Annotated in this window: 21 protein-coding genes and 1 pseudogene; 10 read left to right on the top strand and 12 right to left on the bottom strand. The window is 64.8% G+C overall.

Going from position 1 to position 18,414, the window contains the following annotated elements; genetic code table 11:
- Window positions 1-33: 33 nt before the first annotated feature.
- The 7 genes from fabA to MGN01_RS12880 all read right to left on the bottom strand — a co-directional run bounded on the left by fabA (window position 34) and on the right by MGN01_RS12880 (window position 5,227).
- Window positions 34-600: a 3-hydroxyacyl-[acyl-carrier-protein] dehydratase FabA gene (gene fabA / locus MGN01_RS12905; protein ID WP_147047021.1), complete on the bottom strand. Its 567-nt coding sequence runs from the start codon at window positions 598-600 to the stop codon at window positions 34-36.
- A 274-nt stretch (window positions 601-874) separates the two neighbouring features.
- Window positions 875-2,374 (bottom strand): permuted SH3 domain-containing protein, encoded by a 1,500-nt coding sequence (locus MGN01_RS12900; protein WP_147047020.1) that lies wholly within the window; start codon window positions 2,372-2,374, stop codon window positions 875-877.
- 230 nt (window positions 2,375-2,604) lie between these two features.
- A complete protein-coding gene (locus tag MGN01_RS23570) occupies window positions 2,605-2,748 on the bottom strand; it encodes a hypothetical protein (protein WP_170245970.1) in 144 nt (47 codons plus the stop codon).
- A gap of 123 nt (window positions 2,749-2,871) precedes the next feature.
- Window positions 2,872-3,750 carry a metallophosphoesterase family protein gene (locus tag MGN01_RS12895; RefSeq protein WP_147047019.1) on the bottom strand — a complete coding sequence of 293 codons (879 nt, stop codon included), beginning with the start codon at window positions 3,748-3,750 and terminating at the stop codon, window positions 2,872-2,874.
- A gap of 42 nt (window positions 3,751-3,792) precedes the next feature.
- Window positions 3,793-4,272, bottom strand: coding sequence for a DUF3016 domain-containing protein (locus tag MGN01_RS12890; protein ID WP_238257559.1), 480 nt, complete (start codon window positions 4,270-4,272; stop codon window positions 3,793-3,795).
- Window positions 4,273-4,285: 13 nt separating this feature from the next.
- Entirely contained in the window at window positions 4,286-4,501 is a 216-nt protein-coding gene (locus MGN01_RS12885; protein WP_147047018.1) for a hypothetical protein, read from the bottom strand.
- Between the two features lie 87 nt (window positions 4,502-4,588).
- Window positions 4,589-5,227, bottom strand: coding sequence for a ComEA family DNA-binding protein (locus MGN01_RS12880; protein WP_147047017.1), 639 nt, complete (start codon window positions 5,225-5,227; stop codon window positions 4,589-4,591).
- Between the two features lie 274 nt (window positions 5,228-5,501).
- On the opposite strand from MGN01_RS12880, the gene MGN01_RS12875 reads away from it, so the two are divergent.
- Complete coding sequence (locus tag MGN01_RS12875) at window positions 5,502-6,695, top strand: patatin-like phospholipase family protein (protein WP_147047016.1); 1,194 nt, start codon at window positions 5,502-5,504, stop codon at window positions 6,693-6,695.
- A gap of 174 nt (window positions 6,696-6,869) precedes the next feature.
- On the opposite strand, the gene MGN01_RS12870 is transcribed toward MGN01_RS12875, so the two are convergent.
- The 4 genes from MGN01_RS12870 to MGN01_RS12855 all read right to left on the bottom strand — a co-directional run bounded on the left by MGN01_RS12870 (window position 6,870) and on the right by MGN01_RS12855 (window position 10,035).
- Window positions 6,870-6,998 (bottom strand): TFIIS helical bundle-like domain containing protein, encoded by a 129-nt coding sequence (locus MGN01_RS12870; RefSeq protein ID WP_147047015.1) that lies wholly within the window; start codon window positions 6,996-6,998, stop codon window positions 6,870-6,872.
- A gap of 52 nt (window positions 6,999-7,050) precedes the next feature.
- Complete coding sequence (locus tag MGN01_RS12865; RefSeq protein WP_373319132.1) at window positions 7,051-8,298, bottom strand: MFS transporter; 1,248 nt, start codon at window positions 8,296-8,298, stop codon at window positions 7,051-7,053.
- Window positions 8,299-8,413: 115 nt separating this feature from the next.
- On the bottom strand, window positions 8,414-9,412 hold the full coding sequence (gene olsB / locus MGN01_RS12860) for a l-ornithine N(alpha)-acyltransferase (protein WP_147047014.1): 999 nt from the start codon (window positions 9,410-9,412) through the stop codon (window positions 8,414-8,416).
- A 239-nt stretch (window positions 9,413-9,651) separates the two neighbouring features.
- Window positions 9,652-10,035 (bottom strand): DUF2267 domain-containing protein, encoded by a 384-nt coding sequence (locus MGN01_RS12855; protein WP_147047013.1) that lies wholly within the window; start codon window positions 10,033-10,035, stop codon window positions 9,652-9,654.
- A gap of 132 nt (window positions 10,036-10,167) precedes the next feature.
- Here MGN01_RS12855 and MGN01_RS12850 point away from each other — a divergent pair, with 132 nt between their 5' ends.
- The 9 genes and pseudogenes from MGN01_RS12850 to obgE all read left to right on the top strand — a co-directional run bounded on the left by MGN01_RS12850 (window position 10,168) and on the right by obgE (window position 17,161).
- Window positions 10,168-11,706, top strand: a complete 1,539-nt coding sequence (locus MGN01_RS12850) for a helicase HerA-like domain-containing protein (protein ID WP_147047012.1) — start codon at window positions 10,168-10,170, stop codon at window positions 11,704-11,706.
- 162 nt (window positions 11,707-11,868) lie between these two features.
- Complete coding sequence (locus tag MGN01_RS12845) at window positions 11,869-13,104, top strand: pilus assembly protein TadG-related protein (protein WP_147047011.1); 1,236 nt, start codon at window positions 11,869-11,871, stop codon at window positions 13,102-13,104.
- A complete protein-coding gene (locus tag MGN01_RS12840) occupies window positions 13,104-13,592 on the top strand; it encodes a TadE/TadG family type IV pilus assembly protein (RefSeq protein WP_280178545.1) in 489 nt (162 codons plus the stop codon). The genes MGN01_RS12845 and MGN01_RS12840 overlap by 1 nt, the downstream gene beginning before the upstream one ends.
- Window positions 13,593-13,721: 129 nt before the next feature.
- Entirely contained in the window at window positions 13,722-14,264 is a 543-nt protein-coding gene (locus MGN01_RS12835; RefSeq protein WP_147047009.1) for a TadE/TadG family type IV pilus assembly protein, read from the top strand.
- A 213-nt stretch (window positions 14,265-14,477) separates the two neighbouring features.
- Window positions 14,478-14,786 (top strand): annotated as a pseudogene (gene rplU / locus MGN01_RS12830) (50S ribosomal protein L21); the annotation flags it as partial.
- A gap of 125 nt (window positions 14,787-14,911) precedes the next feature.
- A complete protein-coding gene (gene rpmA, locus MGN01_RS12825) occupies window positions 14,912-15,178 on the top strand; it encodes a 50S ribosomal protein L27 (protein ID WP_147047007.1) in 267 nt (88 codons plus the stop codon).
- Between the two features lie 173 nt (window positions 15,179-15,351).
- Complete coding sequence (locus tag MGN01_RS12820; RefSeq protein WP_147047006.1) at window positions 15,352-15,930, top strand: GNAT family N-acetyltransferase; 579 nt, start codon at window positions 15,352-15,354, stop codon at window positions 15,928-15,930.
- A gap of 4 nt (window positions 15,931-15,934) precedes the next feature.
- Complete coding sequence (locus MGN01_RS12815) at window positions 15,935-16,114, top strand: hypothetical protein (protein ID WP_147047005.1); 180 nt, start codon at window positions 15,935-15,937, stop codon at window positions 16,112-16,114.
- 12 nt (window positions 16,115-16,126) lie between these two features.
- Window positions 16,127-17,161 (top strand): GTPase ObgE, encoded by a 1,035-nt coding sequence (gene obgE, locus MGN01_RS12810; RefSeq protein WP_147047004.1) that lies wholly within the window; start codon window positions 16,127-16,129, stop codon window positions 17,159-17,161.
- A 271-nt stretch (window positions 17,162-17,432) separates the two neighbouring features.
- Here obgE and MGN01_RS12805 read toward each other — a convergent pair whose 3' ends face one another.
- Window positions 17,433-18,200 (bottom strand): Bax inhibitor-1/YccA family protein, encoded by a 768-nt coding sequence (locus tag MGN01_RS12805; protein WP_147047003.1) that lies wholly within the window; start codon window positions 18,198-18,200, stop codon window positions 17,433-17,435.
- Between the last annotated feature and the right edge of the window lie 214 nt (window positions 18,201-18,414).

Below are 18,414 nucleotides of genomic sequence, written 5' to 3'. Positions count from 1 at the left end.
TCAACAGGAACGCCCCCGATCCGGAGGGATCGTTCAGGCCTGGAACAGGGCGACGCGCAGATCCTTCGCCTCATAGATACGCCGACCGTCGGCTTCGAGCCAGCCATCAGCGATGCCGAGCACCAGCTTTCCGGTGCGCACCCGCTTGATGTCGATGCCGTAAACCACCTGTTTCACGCTGGGCAGGACCTGGTCGGAGAATTTCACCTCGCCGACGCCGAGCGCCCGGCCGCGGCCAGGGGCGCCGAGCCAGCCGAGATGGAAGCCGACGAGCTGCCAGAGCGCATCGAGGCCGAGGCAGCCCGGCATCACCGGGTCACCCTTGAAGTGGCAGGGGAAGAACCAGAGGTCCGGCCGGATATCGAACTCGGCCAGCACATGGCCCTTGCCGTGAGCGCCGCCTTCCTGGCCGATCGAGGTGATGCGGTCGAACATCAGCATCGGCGGCAGCGGCAACTGCGCATTGCCGGCGCCGAACAGCTCGCCACGGCCACAGGCCAGCAATTCCTCGTAGGAATACTGCGATGCGCGCTCCGGAGTGGCTGCTCCTGCGGCGGAAGAGCTGGTGTGATCCGAGGCGGTGGGCGCGTCAGGCGGCATCGGCTGTAAATCGTACCCTGATTTTACGGTTGTTCGACCCAGCGGAGACCCAGTCGGGCACTGCCTGGAATGGAAATCGGCGCTTCGTTAGCACAGCGCCCATGCGCCTCAAAGCCGCGTGGCCAGATCGGAGGTCAACCGAAACTGTTCCCCGTCGTTCCGGGGCACCGCAGGTGAACCCGCGATCCAAGACAGGTGGTTCGTGGGATGGCAATCGCGCACCGCGTGTAGGCTCCGGTTTCTGCTTCGCAGCCCCGGAACCGAGACCGGCCGATCAGTTCGACGCCCTGTCCGAGGTCGGTAAGGCGTTGACCAGATCGCCTTCGCGCACGAACGGTCCGGCGCGCAGGAGAACCGCCTCGCCGCCGTCGAGGCCGCTGCGGATCTCGACGGCATCGTTAGCGCTGAGGCCCGTCGTCACGAAGCGCCCCTCGACATGGCCCTGGTTGCTCACGAAGACGACACTGCCCTCTGCGCTGCGCAGGATCGCGGATTCAGGCAGGCCGATCCCACAACGCTCGCCGATCGTCGCCACGCCTCGCGCGAACTGCCCCTGCCGCAGGTCGGCATGACCCACGAGGGATACGCGAGCACGTCCGAGCTGTGTCGCGCCGTCGATCTCGGCCGAGACGCTGCGCACGCGGCCGGCAATCTCAGGCAGTCCGAGCGGGGTCACCGCCACGCTCTGCCCCGCCCTCAGTATCGGTAGACTTTTGACGGGCACTTCGGCGGCAAGTTCGAACGTGCCCTGAGGGATGATCTTGAACAGGGCCTGGACGCGCGCCGTAAGTGCGCCGACATGAGCCTGACTCTGGCCCACCGAACCGGCCACGGGCGCGCGCAGCGTCACGACGGCCTGGCCCGGTTGATCCGGACGCGCCAACTCGGCGAGTGCCTGGCCCTGCGCGACCTTATCCAGGGGCTTGGCGAACACGCGCAGGATGCGCAGGCCGTCCTCGTCCGGGCTAACCTCGGCCTCGCTTCGCGGCACGATGGTGCCGGAGAGCCAAACCGCTTCCTTGAAACAGGCACGCTGCGGGTGGACCACCGCGACGGAGAGGAGGTCCGCTCTCTCCAGGGCCTCGCGCGCCGCAACCGGCGAGAGCGGTTCGGCCTCGACGCTGCCCTCAGTCCTGCCGTACAGATCGTCCCGAAACACCATGGCGAGGCCACCGGCCAGGAGCAGCAGGAGCGCCGCGGAGACGCCGACCAGGCGCGGCCACCGCCGCCGGGCCTTTACCGTCTCGCCTGGGCCGTCCCAGGGCAGCACGACGCGGAAGGCGTGGATTGGCCGGGGAATGTTCTTGAGGGTCTGGGGGCCGATATCGCGGAAGGCGACCGTCAGCCGGGCTGCGATCGCCTCATGGACCGAGCGGGACAGGCAAATGCCGCCAGGCTCCGCGAGGCCTTCAAGCCGCGCGGCGACGTTGACGCCGTCGCCGAGCATGTCACCCGCATCGGTCTCGATGACATCGCCGATGTTGAGACCCATCCGGAACAGGATCCGGCGCTCGGGCGGGTGATCCGCGTTGAGGCCCTGCATCTGCTCCTGGATGGCGATGCCGGCACGCAGCGCTTCGACGGCGCTTGGGAACTCGGCGAGAATCGCGTCGCCCGCCGTGTTGAACACGCGGCCACCGACGCGCGTCACCTCGGCGCGAAACACCCGCGAATAGTCCTGCAGCCGGCGGAGTGTGTCGTCCTCGTCCTCGGCGACGAGCCGCGAGAAGCCGGCGACATCGGCGGCCAGGATCGCCGCGATGGTTCGTTTCACGGACGCGCTCCGCGCCGGCCACGTGGGAGCAGGATGCTCGTGAGGGTCGGGATGGTTCCGGCGATCATACCGCTTACGAGCAGGAGCGATGCTGCATCACCCTCCGCCACATCTGGCGGCTGCAGAGACGCGGCAGCAGGACGAGCCAATCGGTCCGGTCCTGTCAAGCCTGTCGAAGCGGGTGGCTGTGAAATCCTGCCTCCTCGCACCCGGCCCCGGGGCCACAGACCTTAGCGCCAGCGGACGAAGAGCGCGATCACGAGGATCGCGAGCAATGCCACGACCCAGCCGGTGCCCGTATGCAGGGCGACCAGCAGGGCGGCGACGTAGCCGATGGCGATCGTGGCCATGACGATGAGGGCAACGGGATTCATCGGTGACGGCTTATGCGTGTCGCCCGGCTGCGATGCGATGAAGGGGTGAAAAGAGCGTCCGCTCCTGCCTCACGAGACAATCGAGCCATGACCGGATCGATCTGGGTGGTTCGAGAGACGATTTCATGTTGCGGCTCGTTCCGTAGCCAAGCCTGCATTCCTCGTGCCTGACGGGTCGACGAAGAGTTTGCTTACTCCAGTCGAGCACGGCGCATCCTGCCAGTCGGCTCCGTTCCACAGACGCACCGTGACCGTCGCCGCACCATTCTCGACGACGATGCGGTTATAGGCGTTCGGCTCCCGCCCACGCAGGCGCGTCGAGGTCGCCGAGCCGGCCTGCACCACGAGCAGCTGCTGACCGCCGATCGCACAGGCCGCATCCCTCTGCACGCCGTCCACCGTGACAAATCGGGAATAGTGCCTGTGGAAATGTCCGGCGAGCGTGAGGCCGACGTGGTGGCGACGGAACGCGTCGAGCGCCGCCCCGGCCCGCCCCACCAGCCGCGCCTTCTCGTTCCAGGGCGGCGGCGCGAAGGGGTGATGGCCGACGACGATGCGGAAGACATGGGGCGGCAGGGCGGCGAGCCGCGCCCCGGCCCGAAGGATCTGCTCTCGGCCGATCCGTCCCTGCGACCAGTCGGGGTCCGGCGCCCAGGTCCGCACCGTGTTGAGGCAGACAACGCCGATCTCCTCGTCGAGAAAGGTCGGCTCGGTCTCCTCGGCGATGAAGCAGCAATAGCGTTGGAAGGGCCGGATGAACCGTCCCGGCAGGGGGAAACAGGCGATGTCGTGATTGCCGGGCACCCCGATCCAGCGCGACGTCAGGCGGTTGAGGAAGGCCTGAGCCTGCCGGTATTCGACCTGGCGCGAGCGCATGGTGAAATCGCCCGAGATGACGATCAGGTCGGGGCGATCAGCGTTCAATTCGGTGATCAGCCCCTCGACCACGTCGGGATTCGTGCAGCCGAAATGCAGGTCCGAGATATGTGCGATCCGTCGCAAGCGATGGTCCGTGAGCGAGCCGTAGGTCAGCCGTGCGCTGGCTCACGCCGCACGATCCGCCCCTGGAGCCAATCCCGTATCAGCTCGCGCTCGTAGGTGAAGCTGCAAGCTGAAACTGCGCGCATAACGTGTGAGAAAGTTGATGTCGGTCACCACTTCCTCCCCCGAGAGCACGGTACGGCCGCGCTCCTTCAAAACGTAGCGTAAGCGCAGGCGCGGCGGTGCGACGTCCGAGACGATGCGCGGGCTGTTCGGCAACCCGACGGGTCGTTCGTAGCCCGCCAGATCGATGTCGAGCACGGTGATCGCGAGGCTTTCGCCGGGCCGGAGCACGCGGTCTCCGAGCTCCGTGAAGAGGCGCCGGATCTCTGCCAGGGTGACACGCAGCGTGGGGCCGGATCCGAAGCGGTTCTCGGCGTCGGTGAAGCGCTCGGGCGCGACGAAGGCAACGCTGACCTGAGCCTCCGCCGGCAGGGGTGCCAGCAGCGCCGCTGCCAGAACGACTGCGGCGCGGATTGTCACGCTGCGCCCTGCATCATTGCTGCGCGCGGTTGATGATCGTTTGAAGGGCCCGAGCGACGGGCTCGGTGACCGTTCGGCGGTACTTGCGGTGGACGAGTTGGCCATTGTGATAGACGTCGTGCTCAACGTAGAGCCGCTCGCCGTCCCATCGGACGATGTTGTCGGACTCGCTCGTTTCCTCGACGCCCAGTTCCGAGCGCATGATCGGCGCGCCGGCGGTGGTTTGCATGGGATGCCTCGGCTCTCAGGTCTGTCGCCCGATCCTTCTTACGAAGTCGAGAGGCCGCGCACCAGAGCATCGAGCCGAGAGAACCGATCAGCGCACTGTGACCTGGTCCTTGATGCGCTGGTAGACCGTGCGGCTGAGCACGCGCTTCGAGAGCAACTGGTCTGTCGAGCTATAAGGACGGCGCTGGATGATCGCCCGCCCGATGCTGCCGCCGCCCTTGAGGCGGTTCAGCGCCTCCAGCGAGGCGGTATTGAGATCGACGAGATCGACCGCCCGTCCGTCCGTGGGCCCGGCCGCGGTCTCGTCGGTCAACTCCGATTGCGCAGGTGCTGGTGCGGCCGCGGGAGGCAGCGGCGGCTGCACGACGGGCGTCGGCGGATCGGAGACCGGCTCGGGGGCGGCCGGCGCGGGACTCGGCGATGGGGCTGCAAGCCCCTCATCCGGTGGGGGTGGGGGAGCGAGAGGCTGGGCCTGCTGTGCCGGCTTGGGCGCTTCGCTCGGCTGCGCTGCGGAAGGCTCGAGCGCCGGCACTGCTCCAGCGGCGGCCGGAACTGTCGCCGGCTCGGCCCGGCGGATAGCGGTGCTTTGGGCGGTCGGGCGCACAACCGGCTTCGCAACCTCCGAAGGGCCGCTGTCGAAGCTCCAGTAATGCTGGACGAGCCCAGTCAGAATCGCTGCGGCGACAACCACCAGGAAGACGCGCAGGAGCGCCGGTCCGTTGAGCATGCGGAGGCCTTTCCGCCCAGGTTCCGCGGCGTCGCGCGTCCGCCATCGTACCGTTCGCGATGCTCTGATGCGGAAGAATGGCAAACATATGTTGGCGTTGAGGAACGGGCCGACTTTTGGGCGCCGCTCCGCAGCAACATCCGCAAGCCCTGAGACCGGAATGCCACGGCCTCGGGCAACCAGCTCCACGGCCTCGAAATAGCCAAGCTTCGACCGGAACGAGACAAGGCCAAGCTCGTTCGGTACAAGCTTAGCCGTTGTTCCGGGCCTCGTAATGTCATTCCTGTCCTGTCTGCGCGTCGCGCGCATCGTGCCCGGCCTGCTGATGGCAGGTGGACTTGCTGCCTGCTCCTCGCTGCCGCGCGCGTCTTACACGGCGCAAGAGGCTTCCCTTGCCACCGTGCCGGGCATGGGGCCGGTGCGGGCCTATGCCGATGCCACAGCCTCCGAGATCGCGGCCGTTGCGGCCCGACCCGAAGGCAGGCGCAGTGGCTTCAGCTACCTTGCTCTATCGGGTGGTGGCGGAGACGGCGCCTACGGCGCGGGCATCCTCAACGGCTGGAGCGCCTCGGGCACCCGGCCCGATTTCACCATCGTCTCCGGCGTGTCGACGGGCGCGCTGATCGCGCCCTTCGCTTTCCTCGGTTCGGCCTACGACTCCTACCTGACTGATTTCTATACCAGCGGCATCGCCGAATCTCTGGTTCAGGCACCGAGCATCACCAATGTGCTGTTCGGCTCCGGCCTGTTCGGCGATGGCCGGCTCCGCGAGATCATCGGCCGCTACGTCACGCCTGACCTGCTCGCGGCGATCGCGGAGGAGCACGCCAAAGGCAAGCGCCTCTACGTCGTAACGACGAATCTCGATCAGCAGCGCGCGGTGATCTGGAACATGGGCGCGATCGCCGCGAGCGGCGCTCCGAACGCCGCCAACCTGTTTCGCGACGTGCTGACGGCCTCCGCCAGCGTCCCGGCGGTATTCCCGCCGCAACTCGTCGATGTGCAGGCCGGCAACCACGCTTTCCAAGAGATGCATGTCGATGGATCGGTGGTGATCCCGGTCTTCACGCTGCCGCAGGGCTTCCTCGCTCGCGACGAGCGCCTGCGCAGCAAGGGCAAGGCCGACATCTACGTCGTGATCAACGGGCGTTTGGATCCGGATTTCGCAGTCACACAGAACAACGCCCTGGCGATCGCCGGCCGTTCTTTCACCACCGCGAGCCGCGCACGCACGCGCGCCACGCTGACGGCGACCGAGGCCATCAGCCGCCGCAGCGGCATCGGCTTCAACCTGACCTATATCGACGAGAGCGGCCCGAGCACGACGGCCGCGCGCGGCTTCGACACCGCCTATATGCGCAACCTCTACAATGCTGGCTACGAGAAGGGCCGCACCGGCCATTTCTGGCAGCACAGCGTCTCAGGTTCGCCGGCCGCCGCGCGGATGGAAGCAGCGGCGGGCCGCTGAGAATGTAACGTGCCGGCTCCACGTGAATGGAGCCGGCATGCCCGGCAGGACCATGCCAGCCGACCGGAAACGGCATCAGCTGTCATTGCGGGGAGCGGCTGACACGATCCGGGGGCACACCCGCACCGTCAGCGCGTCGGCCTTCGATTGCTTCGGCTGTGCCCGCAGCGAAGGCTATTTACGGAGGATCTTGGTGACGAGCCGGCCGATCGGCGAGCTCGACCCGGAATTGCGGTCGTCGCGGGTGACGGGCCGGTCCTCGTTGCCGAGGATCTTGGTGACGATGCGTCCGATGAGGCTCATAGCCTTTCTCCGATCAAAGACATGCCGCCGAAAACGGCGCAGCTTCGCCTAGTCAACGGAGAAGTCGCTCGTCCTGTTCCGGGGTTGCATTGCGATCGGCAGCCGAAACACCTCTGAGGATAGCGACCACGACGATGCCCGCATAGGCCGCGAACATCGCCGCCAGCGTCCAGGCGAAGCCCTGCGGCACGATCAGATCCATGCCCCCGCCGATCATCGCCGGACCGAGCATCAGGCCAACGCCGTAGAGCGCGATGAAGGCTGCGTTGGCTCCAGCCAGATCCGGACCGCGCACGCTCGCGCCGAGATGCGCGAGGCCCACCGTATAGAGCGTGCCGGCAACGCCGCCCCAAACGAAGAGCAGGACGGATAGCATCATCAACGAGCCGCTCGCCGCCGGCATCAGCGCCGCGCCGAGGGCTCCGGCGAGGGCGCTCGCCAGCAGCACCGATCCACGATCGGTGCGGTCCGCGAGCCATCCGATGGGGATCTGAAACAGCACATTGCCGAGGGCGACCACGCTGACGAGACCGGCTGCCGTCTGGGCGTCGAAGCCGAGCCGAAGCCCGTAGAGCGGCAGGATCGCGAAGCCGCCGGTCTCGACTGCGCCGTAGAGCAGGGCGGCGAAGGTCGCGATCGGTGCCACTCGGAGGTAGCTGAAGAAATTCAGGCTCTGGCCTTCGTGTGGGATGCTCGGCGACACGCCTCGCGCCAGCGCGATCGGAATAGCCGCCACAACGAACAGGCCGGCGCCGGCGAGGTAGGGAGCGAATCCCTCCGTCCCGAGAAGGACCAGAAGCCCAGGTCCCACCGCGAAGCCAATCGCCAGAACGGTGGCGTAGATGCCCATGACCAATCCGCGCCGCTCGGGTGGCGCGGCCTGGGTGATCCAGAATTCGGACAGGACGAAGAGAGCGCCGAGCGTGACCGAGAAGAGGAAGCGTAGCGGAAACCACCAGGTCAGGTCGTAGAAGATCCTGAACCCGATGAGCAGCACGGCGCCGAGCCCAATCGAGAGCAGGAGCAGACGCAGCACCCCGACGCGAGCGGCGAGCCTCGGCACGAAGGGTACCGTGATGATGCTGGCGAACCCGCCGACCGCCGTGTTGAGGCCGATCAGGAAGCTCGAAGCTCCCATCCGCTCCATCTCCAGCGAGAGCAGCGGGATCGACAGGCTGAGACCGATGCCGACCACGGCAACGCAGGTAATCGCCGCGGCGATCGCCGTGAGGCGGTCGCGGTGGGCAGACGGGGCGGGGGCGAGCATCAACACGGTGGGCTGAGAGGGCACGGCGGCCATGACGGCCGCAGATGGACAGATTTGTTACATTGTTACCAATGCGAGTGCTGTCGAGGCCTTGACCGGGCCTTGCAACCCTCACCCGAGCGGCAAGCGTGACGGGACTGGCCTGTCCTCAGGCGGCGTGCCGATCTGCCTCGGCGCCGAAATGGCCGATATACCGTGCAGCGATAGCTTCCACCGGCAGCACCACGAAGACATCGGTCGTGCCGAACTGGTGGTCGATCACCGCCCCGTCCCCGAAGGTCGCGCCGATGCGCAGATAACCCTTCACGAGCGGTGGCAGGCTTTGCAGGGCTGCCTTGGGGTTCACGGCCTCCGGCGCGAGGCGATCCATCTTCACGAAACGGTCTGAGACCGCGCGTGCCCGCCATGCCTCGGGTGCACGGGCGTGGTGATGGAGAAAGCTCAGCTGCAGGGCGAGCCGGTCGGGATCGGTGCCCTCCAGGCTGGCGCAGCCGACCATCGCATCGATGCCGTGATGCAGCACATAGGTCCAGATGCCGTGCCAGAGCAGCTCCACCGTGCGCTTGGTGCGATAAGGCTTGAGCACGCAGGAGCGGCCGAGCTCCAGGAAGCGCTTGCCGGGATGCCGGTCGAGCAGCGGCCCGATGTCGAACTCGCCCGCGGAGTAGAAGCCGGCGCCGCCGTCGACCTGGTCGCCGCGCAGCAGCCGATATGTGCCGACGACCTTCGGCCGCGGCTTGCGGAACGGCTTTGCCTTCACGGCAGCGTGGTCGATGACCAAGAGGTGGTCGCAGAGTGCGTCGTAGATGTCGATGTCGCGACGCTTGAGCATCGCCATGGCCGAAGGGATCGCCGACATCTCCTCGTAGAACACCTTGTAGCGAAGACGCTGAGCGCGGCGGATCTCGGATTTCCTGGTTGCGAGCCGGACCTCGAGATTGCCGAGGCGGCCGAGCGTCGGGCCGAGACCACACTCCGGTTTCGGCATGCGGGGCTTGAGCAGGACCGGCACATTGCCCGGTAGCGCGAGCCCCGGAATCCCGCCCTCGAATGTCTGCTTGAAGCGGGCGAAAGGAGCCTGGACGTGCGTCTCCCAGCCCGTCTTCCACGCTGCTGAGGCATCGCGCCCGGAGAAGTTCGGAACCATGTCCAGCTCGCCCCACGAGGCCGGCCCGGCCTTGATCCGCGCACATCATCACGAAGCGCGCACGCTTTTATGACATCGGAAGGCGAGGTGGGACAGCGGGTTAGGTGCGTGCTCGCGGAGCAGAATCAGCCGCGCAGGGCCGTATCTCCATCACGGCCGCCGAACGAAACCGGCTAAGGGTTTTGGCGGCTCGGAAATAACCCTCCCCCGCAGAGGGGAGGGTTTCGAAGCGCTCTGCCTCAGACGAACTGGCTGACGCCCGGGATCGCGCCGATGATCCTGCCCATCGTGTCCTCGCCGGCCTTCTCGCGCCCGTAGGCGAAGAGTTCCTGGCCGAGAGGCTGCATCTGGCTCATCGAGACACCGGCCGACATCAGCTTCTGGCCGAGCGCCATGACGCCGCCGCCCAGGCCGCCGAGCATGCCCAGCAGACCGCCACCGCCCTCTTCCGCATTCGATTCCGCAATGGCTGCCTCGGCGCCCGGCAGCTTTGCGATGAGCTGCGCGACGTCTTCGGCCGGCCCTTCCTTCTGCAGAAAGGCGAGGATGTGCCCGATCGCGGCCTTCGCCGTATCGGCATCGACGCCCGTGCGGTTGGTGATGCGGGCGATCAGCTCTTCCATGAAATGTCCTCTCGTCGGTTCCTCAGGTCCATCCGACGCCCGACCCATGAAATCAAGGGCGACGACTGTCGCGCCTGGAAAACCGTCGCGCTTCCGGCCTAGAGTGCAAGCATCGCGAGAGGACGACACGGCATGGTGGGCGACGGCACGATCCTGGTTGGCAAGAGCACGGGCAAGACCGCGAAGCCCGAGGTGCTGGCGCTGAAACTCGCCAACCGGCACGGGCTCGTCGCGGGCGCCACCGGCACCGGCAAGACCGTGACGCTGCAGGTTCTGGCCGAGGGCTTTTCCAATGCCGGCGTCCCGGTCTTTGCCGCCGACATCAAGGGAGACCTCTCGGGCATCGCCGCGGCCGGCGAAGCGAAGCCGGCCTTCGTCAAGCGAGCCGAGGAACTCGGGATCACCTACGAGCCCGACCGCTTCCCGGTCACCTTCTGGGACCTCTTCGGCGAGCAGGGTCATCCGATCCGCTGCACGGTCACCGAGATGGGCCCGCTGCTGCTCGGGCGGCTGCTCGAACTGAACGACACGCAGGAGGGCGTGCTCAACATCGCCTTCCGCGTCGCCGACGAGAACCAGTGGCCGGTCATCGACCTGAAGGATCTGCGCGCGATCCTCGGCTTCCTCTCCGAGAATGCGAAGGAGCTCGGCGCCAAGTACGGCAACGTCTCCGCCGCCTCGGTCGGCGCGATCCAGCGCGCGCTGCTGGTGCTGGAGAACCAAGGGGCCGACAAGTTCCTCGGCGAGCCGGCCCTCGACCTGCACGACTTCATGCGCACCGACCGCGACGGACGCGGCATGGTCAACATTCTCGCCGCCGACAAGCTGATGCAGCGTCCGCGGCTCTACGCCTCGTTCCTGCTGTGGATGCTCTCCGAGCTGTTCGAGCAGCTTCCCGAGGTGGGCGATCTCGACAAGCCGAAGCTGGTCTTCTTCTTCGATGAGGCGCATCTGCTCTTCAACGATGCGCCGAAGCCCCTGCTCGATGCGGTGGAGCAGGTGGTGCGCCTGATCCGCTCCAAGGGCGTCGGCGTCTATTTCGTGACGCAAAATCCGCTCGACGTGCCGGAAACGGTGCTCGGTCAGCTCGGCAACCGTGTGCAGCATGCCCTGCGCGCGTTCACCCCCCGCGATCAGAAGGCGGTACGCGCCGCCGCCGAGACTTTCCGGCAGAACCCAGGTTTCGATGTTTCGAAGGCGATCACCGAGCTCGCCGTCGGCGAGGCTTTGGTCTCGTTTCTCGAGGCCAAGGGCACGCCCTCGATGGTCGAGCGCACGCTGATCGCGCCGCCCCAGGGCCGCGTCGGGCCGCTGACCTCAGCGGAGCGCACCGAATTCATCGCCAAGAGCACGATCAGGGGCAAGTACGACGAGGCGGTCGACAGCGAGAGCGCCTACGAGATGCTTGCCAAGCGAAAGAATCTCGACAGCGACACGGCGGAGGCCGCGAACCAGTCCGAGGGCGGTCTCGGCGGCTTGCTGAACAGCATCGGCGGGATATTCGGCGGCAGATCGGCTCCAGCGCCGGCCGGCAAGGGTAGGGGTCGCACCAAGCCGAGCCTCACCGAGCAGGTCATCACCAACGCGGCCCGATCCATGGCCCGCAGCGTCGGCACCCAGATCGGCCATGCGATCCTGCGCAACGTGTTGGGTGGTCTGACGAAACGGTGAAGCGTTCGGGCTCAGGCGTTTCGGCAATTGTCTTAAAGTTTTATTTTCCTTCGCGCTGAAAAGCCGCGTACGCGAACGCTATGCGGTATTTGGAAGAGTGTTTTTTTACTGTCTCATTCTAGTACGGAGGTCGCACAAGAACGTTTTCTCGGGCCTCCTTCGATGTTCAACCGGGACCAATCCGGCAGCGTGGCGCTACTGTTCGCCCTATTGCTGCCCGTCCTCATCGTCGGGATCGGTGGCGGCATCGAGATATCCCGCGCCATCGAGTACAAACAACGCCTGACCTCGGCGGCGGATCTCACCTGTAAGCAGGCCGAAATCTACGTCGAGAGCCTTGGTAGTTCTACGACGATGCCATCGACATATGCGGCCACAGTCCAGTCCTACGCGGACAATAACAGCGCCGCACGGTCTTTGGCGTCGACGGCGACGATCAAGGCGACACCGACAGTCTCGGATCTGGTGCTCACGACTCCAGCGCTCAACGTTCGCCCAGGCAACATCCATGTGGCTGCGACTGGGTCCCAGGCGCTCTTCTTCAAGAGCATCCTGAGCAAGGACAGCATAAGCTTCACGGTGGTGCGCGACTGCTCCGTGAACTGGGGAGGTTCGGCTGGACCGCCGACGTTGCTGATGTCCGAGTCTTTCGAAGGCTACAACTCTCAGCTCAAAGGCGGGTGGGGTGTGTTCGGAACGATGTCGCAGGCGAACTGCCAGAGCGGGGTCTGCCAGGGCAAGAGCTGGGGAACCACCAACGCCGGTGTCGAGGTCGACCAGTTGTCGGCGATCACGACGGGCGATGGCGTGCAATATGGTCAGGCTTTCGCCGAGCTCGACAGCGATTGTGGCAATAGGGTCGGTACAACGAACTCTAACCAAACAACGGCTTGTAAGCAGAGCGGACAGACGACGAACTCGTCGATCAACATGCCGCTGACGCTCGATGTAGGGACATACGAAGTTGCTTACGTCTATACCGCGCGTAAGAACGTCGGAAACTACCAATATCCTAACGATGACGTCATCTGTTCCAATCCTGCAGATACGGACGGACTGACGCGAAACAATGACGTCGCCAAGAACGCTGCCGGAGCCAGTACCATCAGTCTCGATGGCCAGACGCGCCGTATCGAACTTTGGGTTGAGCCAAAAAGCAGTGGCTACAAGTCCGACAATCAAGCCTTGACCGCGACATCGAGCACCGCTGATGCCAACTACATGAAGGCTTACATGGTCGATGTATGCGTCTGGGCGAAACTTTGGACGCCACGCAGTTATAAATTCAAAGTCACGACCAAGGGTGAATATCGGATCTCATGGCGGGCAGCTGGCCTTGATGACAGCTTCGGCGGCCTAATCGACTACCTGCGCATCTGCGAGAATTCGTGTCCGTGATGAATGCCCATCGCGCCATACAGCTCAGAGGGCCGGTACGCTGGCCTCTGCGAGCCCTGTCCGATCAAAGGGGGGCATCCGCTGTCGAGTTCGCCCTCGTCGCAACGCCATTTCTGATGCTTTGCTTGGGCGTTCTTCAGTTCGTGATGCTGTATTACACGCAGCTGACTCTCAGCGACGCTCTGTACAGCAGCGCATCCAATCCCGAAACGGAGCTCACATCGGGGAATAAGTCCGGCTATGTCGCTAAGCTGTGCGCAAAGATTGCTTTTCAGGCCGATTGTCTGAATTCGACCAAAGGCGTGAAGGTCGAGATGATGCGCTTGGCCGATTTGTCGACCAGCCCAACGGCGATCTCCGGAACTGCGTTCTCAACCGGTGCAATCGGCGATGTGCTTGTATTGCGGGCCACGATGCCTGCTCCGCGGATCGTTCCCTTCATACCCATTCTGACCGCGAAAGATTCGGTCATCTTCCGCAGACAATGAGGGGTGAAGATGTCTTCTGCTACGGCGAAATGGGTTTCTCTGTCCAAGAGCGCGACGAGTAGAAAACGTGAGCAGCCGGTCCGATCGCCTCACGACTCCATGGTCGAAAATTAGGTAGGATGCCGGTGCATGCGTAACCCGTTTAAGTGCTTTCGCCGAGAGCAATCAGGCGTCGCCTCAGTCGAGTTCGCTTTGCTCAGTAGCGTCTTGTTGCTCATCTTGATGGGTGGCTTTGATCTCGTTTACATGGTCAGCGCAAAGCGGGATGCCGACCGCGCATCGGTACTCATAGCCCGGGCAATGACAAGTTGCTCAGCTTCCAGTTGTGTCCAGGATTTCATACAGTCCTATTTGCCCCGCGAAGCGAACGCATTGATCCGTTATCCAAACGCGTCTGTCGATCTTTACGGCATCCAATATGTCGGCGGTCAGCTCAAGACCTGTTTCGGCAAGGATGACTCCCCATTGAGCGATAGTGCCGTTATTGCATTGGCGAAGACCATCATGCGCGATAAGGACTTCGGCGCTGCGGTCACTCTAACAACCACATATACGTCAATTTTACCCAAGTTTCTGGTTGGATACATCAGTTCGGCAGGTGCCAGCTACAGCAGATACACTGTCGATGTGATGCGAAATAACAGCGGAACTACAAGCGGCAGCACTTGCTGACAAAATTCTGTGGCGCCTCGGATTTAAGACGCTTCATGCGGCAGGCTCGTTGACAAGCCGGACTATCCGCTCTATCGGCCATCACCTCGCGCGGCTTCCTCGACGAAGTCCGCGCGTTTCGCGTTCGCGCCCATTGGGGCGCGGATGACCTGAACAAGAAGACGGTCCATGCGCCTCGTCGCGGGAGACCGGCAGAGAACACGAGAGACAACGATGTTCGCAGTCATCAAGACCGGCGGCAAGCAGTATCGCGTTGCCGCCAACGACGTCATTTCCGTCGCCACGATCGAAGGCGAGGCCGGCACGGCTGTGACCTTCGGCGAGGTCATGCTGTTCACCGACGGCGATGCCGTTCAGGTCGGCGCCCCGCTGCTCGAGGGTGTTACGGTTTCCGGCGAGATCGTCGATCACGGCCGCACCAAGAAGGTCATCGCCTTCAAGAAGCGCCGCCGCCAGAACTCGCGCCGCAAGCGCGGTCACCGCCAGCACTTCACCACCGTGCGGATCACCGAGATCAGCGCCGGCGGCAAGTCCTCGAAGGCCGAGCCCCGCAAGGCTAAGGCCGCGAAGACCGAGACCCCCGCGGTCGCCTCCGCCGAAGCCTGATCGTCTGTCCGCAGAAACCTTAGAGATCCTGGAGTAGCCCGATGGCTCACAAAAAAGCAGGCGGCTCGTCCCGCAACGGCCGCGACTCGGCCGGCCAGCGCCTCGGCGTCAAGAAGTTCGGCTCGGAAGCCGTGATCGCCGGCAACATCATCGTGCGCCAGCGCGGCACGAAGTGGCATCCCGGTACCAATGTCGGCATCGGCAAGGACCACACGCTCTTCGCCCTCGTCGATGGCCGCGTGGCCTTCCAGACGAAACGCGGCCGCGCCTTCGTGGCCGTAGTACCGGTACAGGAAGCCGCAGAGTAACGGCGAACGCCTCGACAGCGCGTTCCGCCGGTGCACCACACCGAACCGGCGGACCGGCGCAACGCAAGACGCGAGACGCGCAAATCGGAACGCCGGGGAGGATGGGCACCATCCTCCCCTTCGTCATTCCAGGGGGTCGTGTTCCGCGAGGAGGCGCCCGAGGAGCGGACGCGATGTTCCCCGATCTGACCCGAGACGACGTCTTCCGCATCGAGACCAGACGGCTCTGGCTGCGCTGGCCGCAGGCCCGCGACGCCGAGGCGATCGTACGGCTCGCCGGTGAGCGAGCGGTTGCTGAAATGACCTCGCAGATCCCGCATCCGATCGATCCGCTCGGCACCGACGCCTTCATCATCGAGGCGCGGCGTGCGAATGCGGAGGGCGAGGCGCTGACCATGGCGCTGGCACTCCGTTCGGCGCCGAGTGCCTTGATCGGGGTCATCTCGATCGGACCACACCCGGCGGTTTCGGGCGCACATCTCGGCTATTGGCTCGGCACGCCGTATTGGGGGATGGGCCTGATGAGCGAGGCGGTCGCGACGATGGTGGAGGCTTATTTCTCCTATGCGGGCGGTGAGGTGTTGAGGTCGTCGGCGATGACGTCGAACGTCGCGTCGCGTCGCGTGCTGGAGAAATGCGGCTTCGTGCGGCAGGGCTGTGAGCGGCACGCCTTTCCCGCTCGCGGCGGCGAGCGTGAGGTCGATCTGTTTCAGCTCACACGCAACGAATGGTCGAGCGCACGAGGCGGGTGATCGCATGATGCGGTTCGGACGCATGACGATCGGGGCGGCGGTGCTGCACGCACCGGACGACGCCGTCCTGATCAACCTCTATGATGACGTCCTCGAAAGGCTCGGCTCGAACTGGTTCGAGGCGGGCCTGCGCAGCCTGCGCTACCGAAATCTCGGCGGCCAATGCCGCCACAGCACAGCCTGAAACGAGACTGCCGTGAAATTCCTCGACGAAGCCAAGGTCTATGTCCGCTCCGGAGACGGCGGGCGCGGCTGCGTCTCGTTCCGCCGCGAGAAGTTCATTGAGTTCGGTGGCCCGAATGGTGGCGATGGCGGCCGCGGCGGCGACGTCTGGGTCGAGTGCGTGCAGGGTCTCAACACCCTGATCGACTACCGCTACCAGCAGCACTTCAAGGCCAAGAAGGGCGAGCACGGCATGGGCTCGAACTGCCACGGGGCCAAGGGCGACGACGTGCTGCTCAAGGTGCCCGTGGGCACGCAGATCATTGCCGAGAACGGCGAAACCCTGATCGCGGACCTCACCGAGGTGGGTCAGAAGGTGCGGCTCGCCAAGGGCGGCAATGGCGGCTTCGGCAACGCCTATTTCACCACCTCGACCAATCGTGCCCCCAAGCACGCCAATCCCGGCCAGGAAGGCCAGGAGATGTGGATCTGGCTACGGCTGAAACTCATCGCCGATGCTGGACTTGTGGGCCTGCCGAATGCCGGCAAGTCGACCTTCCTGGCGAGTGTTACGGCGGCCAAGCCCAAGATCGCCGATTATCCCTTCACCACTCTCCACCCTGGCCTCGGCGTGGTCCGCTCCGATGAGCGCGAATTCGTGCTCGCCGATATTCCGGGACTGATCGAGGGCGCACATGAGGGTGTCGGGCTCGGCGACCGGTTCCTCGCCCATGTCGAGCGCTGCCGGGTGCTGCTGCACCTCGTCGAGGGCACCTCGGAGCATGCCGGCAAGGCCTACAAGATGGTCCGTGCCGAGATCGAGGCCTACGGCCACGGTCTTGCCGACAAGCCGGAGATCGTCGCGCTCTCGAAATGCGACGCGCTCGATCCCGAGACGCTGAAGCAGCAGAAGGACCGGTTGAAGCGTGCTGCCAAGCGGACGCCGCTTCTGCTGTCCTCGGTGTCGGGCCAGGGCGTGCAAGAGGCCCTGCGGGCGATCCAGGCCGCGATCGGCACCGATGTGGCTCAGCAGGAAGAGGCGACACCGGCTCCCGCCTGGCAGCCCTGAACAGGCAGCCGGGGGCGATGCCTGGGCGTGATGTGCCTCGCGATCGAGCTTCCCGGTCAGCTCGAACAACGGGCGCCTAAGGTTCGGCGCTTGCCCACAGCTTCTGTCGTTGCGAGCACAGCGAAGCAACTGACAGCCAACACACCTGTATCGCGGGCGTCGCCGCCGATTGCTTCGCTGTCCTCGCGCTGACGGAGAAAGGCTTCTCGCCAAACGAAGAAGGCCCTGGCATCGCTGCCGGGGCCTCTTTTCGTTCAGGAGCCTGTCGCGCTTAGCGGCGGTCGCCGAGGAGCTGGAGCAGGAACTGGAACATGTTGATGAAGTCCAGGTACAGCGTCAGAGCACCGTTGATGGACATCTTGGCTGCCGCCTCACCGTCGAAGCCGCTGTAGAGATACATCTCCTTCAGCTTCTGGGTGTCGTAGGCTGTGAGGCCGGCGAAGATCAGCACGCCCAGCACCGAGATGGCGAACTGCAGGGCCGAGGAGGCCAGGAACAGGTTCACCAGCGAGGCGATGATGATGCCGATCAGGCCCATGATCAGGAACGAGCCCATGCCCGACAGGCTGCGCTTCGTCGTGTACCCGTACAGGCTCAGCGCGCCGAACGTTGCCGCGGTAATGAAGAACACCCGCACGACGCTGGCGCCCGTGAATACGAGCATCAGGGTCGACATCGAGGCGCCCATCACGGCCGCGAAGGCCCAGAACATCGTCCGCGCCGAAGCGGCCGACATCCGGTCCATCCGGAACGAGAACACGAAGATGAAGGCCAGCGGCGCGAACATCAGCACCCACTTGAAGGGGCTGGTGTAGAGGAACTGGCCGAACGGGGTCAGCGCGAGCTTGCCGGTCGCGGTCGTCGCCGTCGCAGCCATGTTGAGGCCGAGGGCAACGAGACCGGAAATCCCGAGGCCGATGACCATGTTGTTGTAGACGCCGAGCATGAAGGACCGCAGCCCCTGGTCGACCTCGACCTGGGGAGCCGCGTAACCCTGGGGCTGGGCAGTCTGACGGAACGGACTGTTTTCGAATGCCATGAAAGTTTCCCTTGGAAGCTCTCTCAGCGTGGGTTGAGTAGGCTCACGCGATACCTTCGGCTCCGCGGACGGTGCCTCACGCCGAAATATGTTCGGTCGGCGCGTCATAAACAAGAGCCCCGTCGAGCTTGCCGGTGCGAAATTGAGTTACGGCTCATGCATCGATTTCATCCCTGAAGACGGGATTAAAACTTCGTAAGCCAGGAGGCTGATC

This window comes from Methylobacterium gnaphalii (assembly GCF_007992215.1).
Classification (GTDB): Bacteria; Pseudomonadota; Alphaproteobacteria; order Rhizobiales; family Beijerinckiaceae; genus Methylobacterium; species Methylobacterium gnaphalii.
Note: the sequence above shows the minus strand (reverse complement) of the source record. Positions and strands in the feature narration are given on the sequence as shown.

Excerpts from the sequence above, each read along its gene's own strand:
- fabA (WP_147047021.1), bottom strand. The coding sequence starts at position 600 with ATGCCGCCTGACGCGCCCACCGCCTCGGATCACACCAGCTCTTCCGCC.
- MGN01_RS23570 (WP_170245970.1), bottom strand. The coding sequence starts at position 2,748 with ATGAATCCCGTTGCCCTCATCGTCATGGCCACGATCGCCATCGGCTAC.
- MGN01_RS12885 (WP_147047018.1), bottom strand. The coding sequence starts at position 4,501 with ATGCAAACCACCGCCGGCGCGCCGATCATGCGCTCGGAACTGGGCGTC.
- MGN01_RS12880 (WP_147047017.1), bottom strand. The coding sequence starts at position 5,227 with ATGCTCAACGGACCGGCGCTCCTGCGCGTCTTCCTGGTGGTTGTCGCC.
- MGN01_RS12875 (WP_147047016.1), top strand. The coding sequence starts at position 5,502 with ATGTCATTCCTGTCCTGTCTGCGCGTCGCGCGCATCGTGCCCGGCCTG.
- MGN01_RS12870 (WP_147047015.1), bottom strand. The coding sequence starts at position 6,998 with ATGAGCCTCATCGGACGCATCGTCACCAAGATCCTCGGCAACGAGGAC.
- MGN01_RS12865 (WP_373319132.1), bottom strand. The coding sequence starts at position 8,298 with ATGGCCGCCGTGCCCTCTCAGCCCACCGTGTTGATGCTCGCCCCCGCC.
- olsB (WP_147047014.1), bottom strand. The coding sequence starts at position 9,412 with ATGGTTCCGAACTTCTCCGGGCGCGATGCCTCAGCAGCGTGGAAGACG.
- MGN01_RS12855 (WP_147047013.1), bottom strand. The coding sequence starts at position 10,035 with ATGGAAGAGCTGATCGCCCGCATCACCAACCGCACGGGCGTCGATGCC.
- MGN01_RS12850 (WP_147047012.1), top strand. The coding sequence starts at position 10,168 with ATGGTGGGCGACGGCACGATCCTGGTTGGCAAGAGCACGGGCAAGACC.
- MGN01_RS12845 (WP_147047011.1), top strand. The coding sequence starts at position 11,869 with ATGTTCAACCGGGACCAATCCGGCAGCGTGGCGCTACTGTTCGCCCTA.
- MGN01_RS12840 (WP_280178545.1), top strand. The coding sequence starts at position 13,104 with ATGAATGCCCATCGCGCCATACAGCTCAGAGGGCCGGTACGCTGGCCT.
- MGN01_RS12835 (WP_147047009.1), top strand. The coding sequence starts at position 13,722 with ATGCGTAACCCGTTTAAGTGCTTTCGCCGAGAGCAATCAGGCGTCGCC.
- rpmA (WP_147047007.1), top strand. The coding sequence starts at position 14,912 with ATGGCTCACAAAAAAGCAGGCGGCTCGTCCCGCAACGGCCGCGACTCG.
- MGN01_RS12820 (WP_147047006.1), top strand. The coding sequence starts at position 15,352 with ATGTTCCCCGATCTGACCCGAGACGACGTCTTCCGCATCGAGACCAGA.
- MGN01_RS12815 (WP_147047005.1), top strand. The coding sequence starts at position 15,935 with ATGATGCGGTTCGGACGCATGACGATCGGGGCGGCGGTGCTGCACGCA.
- MGN01_RS12805 (WP_147047003.1), bottom strand. The coding sequence starts at position 18,200 with ATGGCATTCGAAAACAGTCCGTTCCGTCAGACTGCCCAGCCCCAGGGT.